The following is a 13,998-nucleotide window of genomic DNA, read 5'->3' on the forward strand; positions in this document are numbered from 1 at the left end:
TTACCAAAATATAATAGTATTACAATGTATTTAAACATTGCATAGTTCTCTCTAAGTAATAATAAATTTAAAAATAAAATAAAAATAAAATTAAAAAAATAGGGGTTGCTATATAATAGCATTTGATTACTTATTTAACAATTATTTAATAGTTGTAATTTTTGCGAATTATTCTCAATGAATTTAATATTGCGAGTACGGTAACACCTACATCTGCAAAAACGGCTTCCCACAACGATATAATACCTAAAATACCCAAGTTTATGAATAGTATTTTGATACCCAATGATAGAATTATGTTTTGATATACTATTTTTTTCGTGAATTTTGATATTTTAACTCCTTTTATAATACTGGCCATATCATCGTTTGTGATTATTATGTCGGATGCTTCAACTGCTACATCACTACCTAAGTTACCCATTGATATTCCAACATTTGCTCGCCTAATAACTGGTGCATCATTAATACCATCGCCTATAAATGCTATTTTATTATTTGATGACATTTCTTCAATAATATTTAATTTATCTTCCGGTAATAATTCATAATAATAACCATCCATATTTAAACGTTTAGCTACGTTTTCTGCTACTTTTTGGGTATCTCCTGTTAATAATAAATTTTTAAAACCCATACTAGATAATTTAGAAATTGTTTCTAGAGATTCTTCTTTTAATCTATCTTCTAAGCTATAATGACCCATATATTCATTATTTAATCCTACGAATACATTTGTAATATTATTATTTATTTTTGAGTCATTAATTTCGATATTGTACATTTTTAATAGTTTTTCATTACCTATTAAGAAAATATTTTCATCATCTTGTTCCGAATTCATATGTCTAAATTTTAAAATCATTCCTTTTCCAGAAATTTCTTCAGTTGATTCTACTTTTATTTTTTTACTAAGTAATTTAATGAATATATCATTCGGTAAATTATTTTGTTTATTTTTATCAAATATTTTATTTTCATAATATTTGCAAATTGCAATGGCTAAGGGATGATTTGAATTTTTTTCAGCCAAATTTGATAAATAATTTAATTTTAAAATGTCCTGTTCCTTTAAATTTCCATTACTTAAACTAAATTTGGATACTTCAAATTTACCATATGTTAAGGTACCTGTTTTATCATATGCAAAAGTATCTACTTTTGTTAGTTCATCCACATAGTTCGAACCTTTTACGAGGATTCCTTCTTTTGCAAGCCTTCCGATACTTGAAAAGTAACTCAACGGAACTGAAAGTACCAAAGCACAAGGACAGGATATTACAAGAAGTATTAGGGCTTTATTTATCCAAGAATAGTCCCCATATAGTATTATCGGCACGACTGCAATCAATAATGATAGTCCAACTACGAAAGGAGTATAATATTTTGCAAATGTTGTTATAAATTTCTCCGATTTTGATTTCCGGATATTTGCAATTTCTATTAAATCCCTAATTTTTGAAATCATAGAATTACTATACTCTGTTGTAACCTTTATTTTCAATGGTTTTGCTAAATTTATGGAGCCAGAATATATTATATCATCAGTGGATACCTTCTTGGGGAAGCTTTCACCAGTTATTGCGGACGTATCTACGTTAGAATTACCTTCTACTACTATTCCATCTAGAGGTACCTTTTCCCCAACTTTTACGAGGATTGTATCTCCAACATCCACTGTATCGGGATTTACTTTTTTGGGTTCTCCATCAATAAGTAAATTGGCATAATTAACTTTTAAGGAAACGAGTGAGTTAATCGATTTTTTTGAATTATTTAGGGCTTTTTCTTGAAGATATTCGCCAATGGTGTATAATAGCATTACTGCAACCCCTTCGGGGTATTCTCCAATAAAAAATGCACCTAAAGATGCGATAGTCATAAGGAAATTTTCATCAAATATATTGCCATGTGTAATATTTGTTATGGTTTTTGAAATTACAAATCGACCTGCTATTAAATACAAGATAAAGAATCCAATAATGGCCATATTATTTGTTAAATAGCCCGAATAGTATGTAAATATTAATATTAAAAATAATGTACTCATTAAACTTAATTCTATTATTTTTCTTTTGTCATTATCTTCAGTTTCAACTTCATTATTATTGGTGTTACTTTCATCTATTTTTATTAATTTTACGCCTTTTTCTACTGAATCTATAATTTTTTGCACTTTTTCAGTATCAATTTCTTCATCAAATACGTATAACTCAAAAGTTGTTAAATTCATAGTAGCTGAGGGATATAATTCTTTTATTTTTAATTCTATTTTAGACGCACAGGCAGAACATTTTAATCCTTTCAAGTGATATTTTAATACCATGGTTTCATCTCAAGGTTTTATTTTTAATTATCGTCATTTATTTTTAATTCTATTTTATTTTCTTTTTATTTTTTTATTTTTTTATTTTTTAGTAATTTTTTCAAGTATTTCGCATATTTTTAAGTCTTTTATCGAGTAATATATAAATTTTCCATCTTTCCTGCTCTTTATTAAATTTTTATCTCTTAATATCCGTAATTGGTGAGATAATGCAGATTTGGTGCAGTTTAATACCGAGGATAATTCACAGGGGCAGTATTCTCCATTTTTTAAGATAAATAGTATTTTTAGACGGTTAGGTTCACTTAAAGCAGTGAAATAATTTGCTATTTCCGAAATTTCTTCATCATTAGGTAATGATTCGATAGCTTTTTGAATATGCACTTGATTTTCATCATGTTCTTGACACATTTCAACTTCTAATTCTTCAAAATCCTTTATTTTACTATTTCTTTTTATTTCTACTTTTTTTTCATATTTTAACATGATTAACCCCTTATTTTAATGATTATGACGTATAATAATATTTAGTTACTAATCTCATGTATAGTTACATAGTTGAACAATTGTTCAATTGTTATATTATTTGAGCTACTATTATATAAATTATATTATTGATAGTGTAAATTAACTTTACTTAAATTTTTTAATTATGCTTAAAAATAGTTCTAAAAATTTATCTCGACATCAACACCAAATTTCATACTTGGAATATACCATGTCAATTGGCTAACCCTAAATGTCGAGACCAGTTTACTAACTTTTGCTGTATTATGGTCACTGCAAGCCAACGCAAACTCTCATAACTCGCCCAAAAGTTGGTTTATACGATAATATTGCTTCAAATTCGAACCCTCTATCATTGCGAGGTCATCCATAGGCTCCATGTAGGTCGGTTTATTGAAGCTATATATTACATAACATAAACTGTTATATATAGCTATTATATTATCAACGTATTTTTTGAGAATATGTCATTATCAAAGCAATAGAATTTAAAATAATGTAAATTATAATTATAACCAAATATTAGTTGAATTTACTAAAATTAAATATATATAATAAAAATAGATATATATTCAACATTACTTTAAATCGGTGAAATTATGATATATGTAGTAGGACATAAAAATCCGGATACAGATAGCGTCTGTTCTGCAATAGCACTTGCTTATTTCTTAGACGGAATGGCAGCAAAACAAGGAAGCATAAATCCAGAAACTGAGTTTATATTAAAAAGATTTGGTTTGATGGAGCCAGAGACAATAACTTCTGCAAAAGGAAAGCAGATATATTTAGTAGATCATGCTGAAAGGTCACAATCACTTGATGATTTAGAAGATGGCAAATTATTGGGTATTATAGACCACCACAAGGTAGGAATTTCCACATCCGAACCAATAATTTATATTTCAAAGCCTATTGGTTCAACAGCATCTGTAATTTCTGAATTATACTTTAGAAATAGTTTAGACTATATTGGTGCAAAAAATAAAGAATTGAAACCAGATATTGCAGGTATTTTATTGTCGGCAATTTTATCTGATACTTTATTGTTCAAATCACCTACAACAACTGAATTAGATAAAGAATTAGCTACCAAACTTGCAGAAATTGCTAATGTAAAAGATATGTATGATTACGGTATTGACATGTTAAAAGCAAAATCTACAGTTGGTAGTATGGCACCATCTGAAATTTTAGATATCGATTATAAAGAATTTAGCTTAAATGGTAAGAAAGTTGGCGTAGGACAAGCTGAAGTTATCGATGCGTCAGAAGTTGAATCTAAAAAAGATGAAATCTATAAATTACTTCAGGAAAGAGTTGAGTCTGGTAACTACGACTTAATATTATTCTTGATTACAGATATAATGGAAGAAGGTAGTGAAGTTTTAGTATGTGGTAATAAGGAAGCATTTGAAGCGTCATTTAATGTAAAAGTGCCAGAAAATAGCGTATTTATCGAAGGATTAATGTCCCGGAAAAAACAAGTTATTCCACCTTTAGAAAAATACTACAATATGTAATTTAACATACCTCATATTCAATATTTATTACTCAATATTTTTTTATTTTTTTAATTTTAATCATTTATTTTTGGGCTATTTTACATCTAATTAGTTTAATTTCAGTTTAAATTTAAACAGAAAAATATAAAAAACATTAATCAATATATTAAATAGTTTGATAGTTACTAAAATTTAACAGTACTATTAAACGCCTTTTATTATTTGCCAGTATAATTATAAGGCAATATGTAGATAGTTTCTTTGAAATTGCTATGATTATTACCTTTTTTTCAAGCGAAAATCAAGCGTGGCTATTTGTATAAATTAAATTAATTACATATATATGAATTAAAAAATATGTATTTAATATAGCGATATTATTAAAAAATATTCTAAAAGATAATCTACAAAAATATTCATATATGTATATATTTATTAATTGGTGTATTTTATGAAAAACTTTGAAATTATTTTAGTTTTCGTAATATATTTAATAGTAATGCTGGGTATAGGTGTTCACTATTATAGAAAGAACGAAAATTTAAGTGATTATATTTTGGGAGGCAGGAAACTTAACAGTTGGGTAACTGCTTTAAGTTCTCAAGCTTCAGACATGAGCGGTTGGCTCTTAATGGGCTTACCTGGTTTTGCATATTTGGCAGGTATGGAAGCAATATGGATTGCGCTAGGTCTTGCAGTTGGTACGTATCTGAATTGGAAGTTTGTTGCACGTAAACTTAGGCGATACACAGAAGTTGCAAAAGATTCTATAACATTACCCGTTTACTTTGAAAATAGATTTAGGGATAATTCTAAAATACTAAGGCTTATTTCTGCAGTGTTTATCTTAATTTTCTTTATGATATATACCTCATCAGGTCTTGTAGCAGGTGGAAAGTTATTTGGAACCGTATTTGGTTTAGATTACACACTTGCGTTAACAATTGGGGCACTTGTAATTATTTCATACACCTTTTTAGGTGGATTCTTAGCAGTTTGTTGGACTGACTTTATACAAGGTTTAATTATGGTATTGGCAATTACTGTAGTACCTTTAGCTGCTATAATGAATATTGGAGGTCCTGACACAGTAATGGCAGGCTTTAATGAGATAAGTCCTGATTTTACAAATCCATTTACTGATTTATCTGGACAACCTTTGGCTTTATTTGCCGTAATATCTTCATTAGCTTGGGGTTTGGGTTACTTCGGACAACCGCATATCTTGGTTAGATTTATGGCGATTAGCTCGGAAGATAAAATACCAAAAGCAAGGCGTATTGCCACGATTTGGGTGGTAATAAGTCTTGCAATGGCTGTATTAGTAGGTATGGTCGGTGCTGTAGCTTTCCAAGCACAACCTTTATCTGATCCAGAAAGTGTATTCATGGTTTTGATTGATGGACTATTCCCAAGTTTATTGGGGGGTGTACTTTTGGCTGCAGTTTTGGCTGCTATTATGAGTACAGTAGACTCACAGATGTTGGTAACTGCCTCAGCACTTACTGAAGATATGTATTCACTTATAAGAAGAGAAGCATCCGAAAAAGAGTTATTATGGGTTAGCAGACTTTCTGTAATTTTAGTTGCAGTAATGGCTTATATAATGGCTTTAGATGTAAATAACAAAGTATTGGATTTAGTTTCATATGCCTGGGCAGGATTTGGGGCTACATTTGGTCCTTTGATTTTATTCTCCTTATTCTGGAAGAAAACTACAAAAGGTGGAGCAATTGCAGGTATGCTTGCAGGTGGCTTAACCGTAATACTTTGGAAAAACATTAGCATGTTTGGTTTATCCGGGGGAATATTTGACCTTTACGAAATAGTGCCTGCATTCATTATAGCATCTGTATTTATCGTATTGGTTAGCTTATTGGAGAAACCCTCTAAAGATATGCTGGAAGAGTATGAAAGAGTTACAAATAATTAACTAATCACGAATAATGGTTATTTAAAAATTGAAGTTTTTAATTCTTAATACTCAATTTTATCTTTTTTAATCTTTTTTATAGGGTCTTTTTATTTTACATTAATTTTACAATTCTATATTTATATTTGTCATTTTGAGGTATTTTTATTTTCAATAAATTAATATACTAATATCGTTAAGTATAAATTACCGATAAATTCAAATGATTTTTATACTATATTCACTAATTAATTTGTATGTTTTAATTACATTAAGATATTATAAATTAATGTAAAATTATGGGAAATTATGGATTATTCTGAAATTGAACTTTCTTTAAGGAATCGCGAAATATTGGTTGATAAAGGTGCCTATAGCATAAAGAGAAAATTCGCATTTTTACTTCAAAAAGAGGATGTTTTGCTTTTTGACGAAAATAAATACTATGCAAATGACGAAGTAATAGTTTTGGATGACTATTCCTATTCTGATAGTAAGCGACCAAAAGAATATCTTAAGGTTTTTGAAATTAGTAATATATCTAAAAGATAAAACTTAAGGTAGAAATTGTAAAAAATAAGAATAAAAATAAAAAAATAATGTACAAATAAAAAAAATTTACGATTAAATGATTTAAAATCAACTTGTAAACAACATGTAATGATTATTAAGTGTATTATGGTGATATTATGGCTTTAGATGAAAAATTGGCTATTTTAAACGGGGTTTTTGGAGTTGTATTTGGATATTTGGCTAATTACGTATATACAATGGGTTTGGGCTTTTTAAGTGGAATAGCTACCATTGTATTTTTACTTATTGGATTCATAGTTTCAGGACACGTTACTTCTAAACTCTTTGGAAACAAGAGTATGTCTCAAAAACAATGGTTAGGTGGGGGATTGCCAATATATTTCTTCATAGCTATTGTATTTTGGGTTTTAGCTTATAATGGAATTTTTTAAGTAATAATGTAATTTTCTAAACATTATTCTTGCATATTTCTTGAATATATTTTTAACAAATAATTACCCTATTTTATTTTTAATTTTAAATAATATAATTTTAATTAATATTAGTTTTGATATTAAGTCTTCATTTCTTTATCCAAATCGTAAAAACTATATCTTATAAGTTTAAAATATAAAATAGTTTAAAAATATGAAATACAACATTATCAATTGAAAATTATACTTTAAATATACGGACTAATGGTGTTACAATGTATACTATAAAAACGCAAAATTCAGAAGATCTATACGATGAAGCAAGGAAATACCTAGTAGGGGGTGTAAATAGCCCAGTTAGGGCTTTTAAGCCATATCCTTTTTTTGTAAAAAGTGCTAAAGAATGTTATTTGATAGACGAAGACGATAACCAGTACATAGATTATTGTTTAGCGTACGGTCCTATGGTTTTAGGTCACGCAAATCAAGATATATTATCTAAAGTAAAAGAACAGATGGATTTAGGCACTGCGTATGGAGTTCCTGCAAAAAAAGAGATTGAACTTGCAAAAGAGATAATCGATAGGATACCTTGCGCAGAAATGGTAAGGTTTGTTAATTCTGGAACTGAAGCAACAATGAGTGCAATTAGATTGGCTAGGGGAGTAACTGGCAAAAATAAAATAATTAAATTTGACGGTGCTTATCACGGAGCACACGACTATGTACTTGTAAAAAGTGGTAGTGGTGCTTTAACACATGGTTCTCCAAATTCTCCCGGAATTCCTGCAGATACTACAAAAAATACTATATTATTGCCATTTAACAACCGTGAATTGATGAAAAAAACCATAGCCGAGCAAAAAGAGGAAATAGCTTGTATCATAGTCGAACCTGTTATGGGTAATGTAGGATGTATTTTACCAAATGATGACTACTTAAAATTCTTAAGGGAAATAACTGAAGAAAATAACATTGTATTGATATTCGATGAAGTAATAACTGGTTTCAGATTATCAAAAGGTGGGGCTCAGGAATATTTTGGAGTGACACCTGATTTGGTGACTTTAGGTAAAATATTAGGTGGTGGTTTCCCTATCGGAGCAATTGCTGGTAAAAAAGAATTAATGGAAAACTTTTCACCAAATGGTACAATATATCAAGCAGGTACTTTTAATGGTAATCCCGTATCTATAACCGCAGGAATCGAAACCTTAAAGTGCTTAAATGATGACTTTTACAAAGAAACTACGAAAAAGGCAACAATCTTATCAAATCACCTAAGGGAGTTATCTGACAAATACAACATTGAGACAAAAGTTTACAATGTAGCATCTATCTTCCAAGTTTACTTCAATAAAAACGAAGTATTGAATTATGATATTGCAAAAGATAGTAATACTGAATTATTTGGTAAATATTTCTTTGGTTTATTGAATAATGGCGTATTTATAGCCCCTTCACAGTTCGAGTGCTGTTTCACATCCATAGCACATAAGGAAAAGGATATATCAATCACGATGGATGTAATGGAAAAGGCATTTAAGTCTTTAAAATAATATTTAAAAAAATACTTTTAATTTTTTTATCTTTTATTTAATTTTTTATTTTTTTAATTTTTTATTTTTTAAAGTTTCAACATGTAATGGAAAAAAGAATTAGTTAATAATGTTAATTCATCAGTAATTAAATAACTTGGGATTTTTCCAATATATCTATTGCTTTTTTCTTATCAAATCCATTTCTTAAAATTGTATATCTTTTCCTTAATGTATGGGCGTTACATAGAGCTTCAATAGCTACATCTTCATCATAACCTAATTCAAAGATGTTAACCGGTGATTTAACAATTTTTAGAGATTTTAAGATTTCAAAGTAGTCTTTGTTATCTAACATACTTTCTTCAACATATGCTTTGGCAAATATTAGTGTACCGACTCCACACTGCTCCCCGTGAAGTGATTTATTATCTATGGTGCCTTCTTTCTTAAGTTTGTCTAGGGAATGTGAAAATAAGTGTTCACTACCTGATGCAGGGCGTGAAGAATGAGCAATAGCAATTGCCATCCCGCTAGCAATAAGTGCTTTAACTATTTTTTTAGGGTATTCTTTCAAATTGTCATTGTTTTTAGAATTATTTATATATTCAATAAGTTCTTCAGCAATAGTTTTTGAAAATATGGCTGAACTTTCACTATATTTCTCATTATTTTCGATATGTGCTAACTTCCAGTCCAAAACTGCGGTTATGTTTGAAACTATGTCTCCCGCACCTGAAGCCAATAACTTTCTAGGTGACTTTTTTATTATATCCGTATCCCCTACAACGGCAATTGGTGGTTCCGCCATAAATGAGGGCACACTTAACGAAACAATTGGCGAAGCAATACCGTCATTAGAAGCTGTGGTGGGTACACTAATAAAAGGTTTTTTAGTAATGCTAGAGGCGTATTTTGCTACATCAATGGATTTACCTCCACCAATACCTAAAATGCAATCATAATCTCCAAAAGATTCTTTGATATACTTTCTATTTTCATCGTTTAATTTGCCAAATCTCTCATATTCTACTTCTTGATAATAAATATAGTCGTATCCCAATTTGTTATATTTTTGAGTGCTTTTACCAGTAATTACCAAAGGATTTTTTAAATTTAGTTTTTCTAGTAATTCTGGTATTTTGTTAATTGCCCCATTTTCAACAAGGGTATATCTTGGGATTGTAATCATCGTATCACACTTAATTTATCGACTTATAACTTATTTTTAGAATTATTATCTTTTTATCCATAATTTTTAATTATACATTAAATTTTATACTTTCGATGGTTTATTTATTTTATTGTCAATTTGATTAGTAAATTTAGCTATTAATCCATTAGTTGATTATTGTCTGTTATTATCTTTTATTTTAAATAATTTGTAACGTCATTAATTTTTGAAACTTTAAATGCCCTTTTTCGTCTCATACAACTTTCACAAGTTCCACAATGAATTAATTCAGGGTTTTCATGGTAGCAAGAATAGCTATACTTTAAAATTTCTAAACCCAATTTTTGTTCTAAGTCAAATCCTTTTTTTACAATTTCATCTTTATTCATTTTATATAACGGAGCTTCCAATTTTACTTTATTTAACGTCCCATATTCAGTACATTTATTAAATCTATCCATAAATTCCATTGTATTATCTGGAAAGGTACTTGCTTCTTCTTCATTAATTCCGCAGTATATATGACCGGCGTCAATAGCTTCGGCAAGTCCTGAGGCTATCGAAAACATTATTAAATTTCTTGCAGGAACCCATACTTTTTTCATTGTCTGCTCTGCTATATCCTTATTATCTAAATTTTCTTCAGAAATGGTTGGAATATCGCCTGTTTTTAAGCCACATTCGCTTATTTCACACATTTCGCTTAAAAAATTTAAATCGACAATTTTATGTTCGGCATTCAATATTTTGGATATTTTTTTAGATGCCATTATCTCATTTTTTAAAGCTTGCTGCCCATAATTAAAAGTTATATTCGTTAAGTCGTATCCGTTCTGTTTTGCAATTAAAGACGCCACTGTGGAGTCTAATCCGCCACTCAATACACAAATTGCTTTCATTTTATCACAATTTTATTTTATTTTTTTAATTTATTATATTATTATTTTAAATACTATATATAATATGTTAAAATATTTTTTAAAATAACATAAAATAGGATTTAATATTAAATCTAAAAACATACTATTAAAAATAAAACTAATAAAATACGAAAATAATATAAAAATAATATAAAAATAATATAAAAATAATATAAAAATAATATAAAAATAATATAAAAATAATATAAAAATAATATAAAAATAATATATGAGTAAATATTTTAAAAATGCCAAGACTATACTATTTTATAGTCTTGGTAAATTACTTTTTCTATCCAATAACTCTTTTTGTTTTGCGCTATTCCAATTTGAAACATTTTGCAAGTATCCTGTTATCCTACTAAATTTTTCTACGCTATCACTACCGCAATTATTACAATTATCCTTTAAACCAGTCATTGCTTTGTTACAAGCTTCGCAAATACTTAAATTTTTAGTATATGTCCAAAATCCAATATTTGAATCACATATCTTTTTAGTTATATTCATCAAAACATCAGGGTCTGCGTAAGCTTCTGCATTCCAAAAGTGTCCGATATGACCACCATTACATAATGGGTGGAATTTCTCTTCGATACTTACCTTTTCACCAAGTGTAACATCTGAATTTACTTTCACGTGTGACGAATTGGTGTAATAGATACTACCGAGGTCATCTAAATTACCATTTACGACAGATTCAGTCTGTTCTTTGTAGTATTTATGGTCAAGTCTTGCAAACCTTCCGGCCGTACTTTCTGCAGGAGTTTGTGTAACTGTCCATCTTAGACCAGTTTCTTTTTTAAGGTCATCTGCATAGTTTTTGATATGTCCAATTACCTTTTCACCAAATGAGACGGCATCTTTTGAAGTATGTAACTCTTCGCCCATGTGATACTTCAATAATTCGTTTAAACCAACAAATCCGAAAGTCTTGGTCGTATTATCGTATCTGTAGTACTGTGTATCGTCGAATTCTTGAGTTAAGAATGGTAATACAGGTCTTGATTCTTCATCGCCGTATAATCTCTTTTGAGATATTCTATGTTTTATCTGTAAGGCGTCTTGTACTAAATGTAATCTTTCATTTAATAATTCAAATAACCTTGTATCGTCACCTTTAGCTTCATAAGCTATTCTTGGTAAGTTTAAGGTGTACCACTGCATGTTTCCAGTTCTAAGGGTACTCTCTTCAACACTGTTGCCCCAATCTCCACTTAAACGAGTTCTACAGCCCATCGCATTGGTATTTCCAAACTGATAGTCTGCAGTCATGTTTATAAAGTAAGGGAGTCCCCATTTAGCACTTAATTTATGTATTTTGTACAATAATTCGTAATTTTCATTTTTAAAAGCATTTTCTCTTAATTTGAATATGATATTAGGGAATAAGAATGGTTTACCGTATGCATCGCCACCCATTAAAACCTCAGTTAGTGCTTCAGCTATTATTTTTATTTCTGCGTCATATTCTTCATAGGTTCCTACGATCTGTCCATTTTTAACAGCAGGTTTGTCTTTTAAAAAATCTGGAGCTTCTAATTCTAAATTTACTGTACTGAATACAACCTGTCCGCCTCTTGCAGCATATATTTGGTTCATTTCATAAATAAACATCTGCATAAGTTGTTTTACTTCAGGGTATGATAAACCTCTCATATAAGGTGCTAACCATACGTTAAATTCATCTATACTCTGACCACCGGACATTTCACATTGTGCAGCACTTAAAACTTTTGCAGCGTGTTGTATTGCTACTTCAGGGTTTTTTGCAGGCTTTGATACACTTGTATGTCTACCCGTACCATCAACTTTCAAGCCGTGCATTAAAAATGGTCTTAAATCGTGTTGACAGCAAACGGTTCTAACAGCGGCATATTCCAAATCGTGAAGGTGAATATCTCCTTTCATATGCAAATCTGCAATATGCTTTGGGAATATCTTCATTAAAGCGTATTCCTTCATAGTTTCGTCAGCAACCCATTTGTGTATACTTTCCGGGTTATGCATTAAATTAGCATTATCTTTTGAACCATGATTAATTAATCTGTCTATATCATATACTGGAATACCTAATCTAGTGTGTTTATGTCTTATATCTTCAAAACCGTGTTCTATAAGCTTATAATTTACAACTTCCCTTATCATAGGTGCGGTAAGATATTTAACATCCATTTTTTTGAGTTCTTTTTCCACTTCATTTGCAATTTTTAAAGCAATAGTTTCGTCTGCATTAGCTTCGTTTATAAGTGCTTTAGCTATCTTATGCTTGTCAAACCCTTCAAATTCTTTTCCAGATGTTCTAATTTTTAGGCAATTGTCATAAAGGTATTTTTCAGAGTATTTTGAGGTTCCATTTTTTGCCTCGTATTCTTTTAATACTTTGAAAATACTTTTTTTCAGTTCATCAGTGGTCATTCCTTCATCTATATTTTCATATAAGTTTGAAAGTATAGGTTCTACGTCTGAATAATCAACCCCTGAGTTTAAAAGTGATTTTACCAATTTATTAATGTCAAATTGTTCACTATCTCCACTTTTTTTAATGATTTTTATATCAGGAACGATTTTTTTACTTGTTATCATCCAATCACCCTTTAAATAAAAAGATTTCAAAAAATAAAATTAATAGAATGAAATTGAAAATTATTTTAATAGTATCTAATTATAGTAGAATTATAATATAATTAAATTAACTTCTCTTTGAATATATTTTTAAGTAATTATTAGTTTAATAAATAGTATTTGTTGCATCTAAACTGTATTTTTATCATTTTCTATTTTTTATCATAGTGTTTCATATTATAATAGTTAATGATATTATTATGTAATATTATAAATACTATATTTCGTAATTTGTATTATTTTAATAATATTTATTAATATTCAATTTTTTTTAATAACCATCAACTACTATATGATATACACTATTAAAAGTTAGTTAATAAACATGCATCTAAAATTATTACACAAATACTTTTAAAATTAGCATAGTTTAAATTTACTATAAAATTATTATAATATATTATTTACTTATACAATATTATTTAAAAGTAAGTGGTATTTTAAAAACTAAATATTGCTTGAATTAATATATGCATTATTACCTAAGATGTATTATATATCATACTATTAATATTAGTTAGTCTAATTTATAACTCGATTAGTA

The 13,998-nt window shown here is 28.8% G+C and carries 10 protein-coding genes; 5 read left to right on the forward strand and 5 right to left on the reverse strand.

What is annotated here, in order from left to right; all coding sequences use genetic code 11:
- Positions 1-145: 145 nt before the first annotated feature.
- Both J2127_RS07460 and J2127_RS07465 read right to left on the reverse strand, forming a co-directional pair.
- Positions 146-2,326 (reverse strand): heavy metal translocating P-type ATPase, encoded by a 2,181-nt coding sequence (locus J2127_RS07460; protein ID WP_209732928.1) that lies wholly within the window; start codon positions 2,324-2,326, stop codon positions 146-148.
- An 81-nt stretch (positions 2,327-2,407) separates the two neighbouring features.
- On the reverse strand, positions 2,408-2,812 hold the full coding sequence (locus tag J2127_RS07465; RefSeq protein WP_245326514.1) for an ArsR/SmtB family transcription factor: 405 nt from the start codon (positions 2,810-2,812) through the stop codon (positions 2,408-2,410).
- 620 nt (positions 2,813-3,432) lie between these two features.
- Here J2127_RS07465 and J2127_RS07470 point away from each other — a divergent pair.
- The 5 genes from J2127_RS07470 (at position 3,433) to hemL (ending at position 8,756) form a co-directional block, all read left to right on the forward strand.
- On the forward strand, positions 3,433-4,356 hold the full coding sequence (locus tag J2127_RS07470) for a manganese-dependent inorganic pyrophosphatase (RefSeq protein WP_209732929.1): 924 nt from the start codon (positions 3,433-3,435) through the stop codon (positions 4,354-4,356).
- A gap of 433 nt (positions 4,357-4,789) precedes the next feature.
- Positions 4,790-6,271: a sodium/proline symporter PutP gene (gene putP, locus J2127_RS07475; RefSeq protein ID WP_209732930.1), complete on the forward strand. Its 1,482-nt coding sequence runs from the start codon at positions 4,790-4,792 to the stop codon at positions 6,269-6,271.
- A gap of 333 nt (positions 6,272-6,604) precedes the next feature.
- The gene (locus J2127_RS07480; RefSeq protein ID WP_245326515.1) at positions 6,605-6,802 is read left to right on the forward strand and encodes a hypothetical protein; all 198 of its coding nucleotides are present in this window, start codon (positions 6,605-6,607) and stop codon (positions 6,800-6,802) included.
- Positions 6,803-6,939: 137 nt separating this feature from the next.
- Complete coding sequence (locus J2127_RS07485; protein ID WP_209732932.1) at positions 6,940-7,215, forward strand: DUF5379 family protein; 276 nt, start codon at positions 6,940-6,942, stop codon at positions 7,213-7,215.
- A gap of 257 nt (positions 7,216-7,472) precedes the next feature.
- Positions 7,473-8,756, forward strand: a complete 1,284-nt coding sequence (gene hemL / locus J2127_RS07490) for a glutamate-1-semialdehyde 2,1-aminomutase (protein ID WP_209732933.1) — start codon at positions 7,473-7,475, stop codon at positions 8,754-8,756.
- 127 nt (positions 8,757-8,883) lie between these two features.
- Here the strand turns inward: hemL and J2127_RS07495 are convergent, their stop codons facing one another.
- The 3 genes from J2127_RS07495 to nrdD all read right to left on the reverse strand — a co-directional run bounded on the left by J2127_RS07495 (position 8,884) and on the right by nrdD (position 13,415).
- Complete coding sequence (locus J2127_RS07495; RefSeq protein ID WP_209732934.1) at positions 8,884-9,927, reverse strand: sn-glycerol-1-phosphate dehydrogenase; 1,044 nt, start codon at positions 9,925-9,927, stop codon at positions 8,884-8,886.
- 176 nt (positions 9,928-10,103) lie between these two features.
- Positions 10,104-10,808 carry a 7-cyano-7-deazaguanine synthase QueC gene (queC, locus tag J2127_RS07500; RefSeq protein ID WP_209732935.1) on the reverse strand — a complete coding sequence of 235 codons (705 nt, stop codon included), beginning with the start codon at positions 10,806-10,808 and terminating at the stop codon, positions 10,104-10,106.
- Between the two features lie 288 nt (positions 10,809-11,096).
- A complete protein-coding gene (gene nrdD / locus J2127_RS07505) occupies positions 11,097-13,415 on the reverse strand; it encodes an anaerobic ribonucleoside-triphosphate reductase (RefSeq protein ID WP_209732936.1) in 2,319 nt (772 codons plus the stop codon).
- Positions 13,416-13,998 lie beyond the last annotated feature (583 nt).

The organism is Methanococcus voltae (genome assembly GCF_017875395.1).
Taxonomy (GTDB): Archaea; AGJL01; Methanococci; order Methanococcales; family Methanococcaceae; genus Methanococcus; species Methanococcus voltae_C.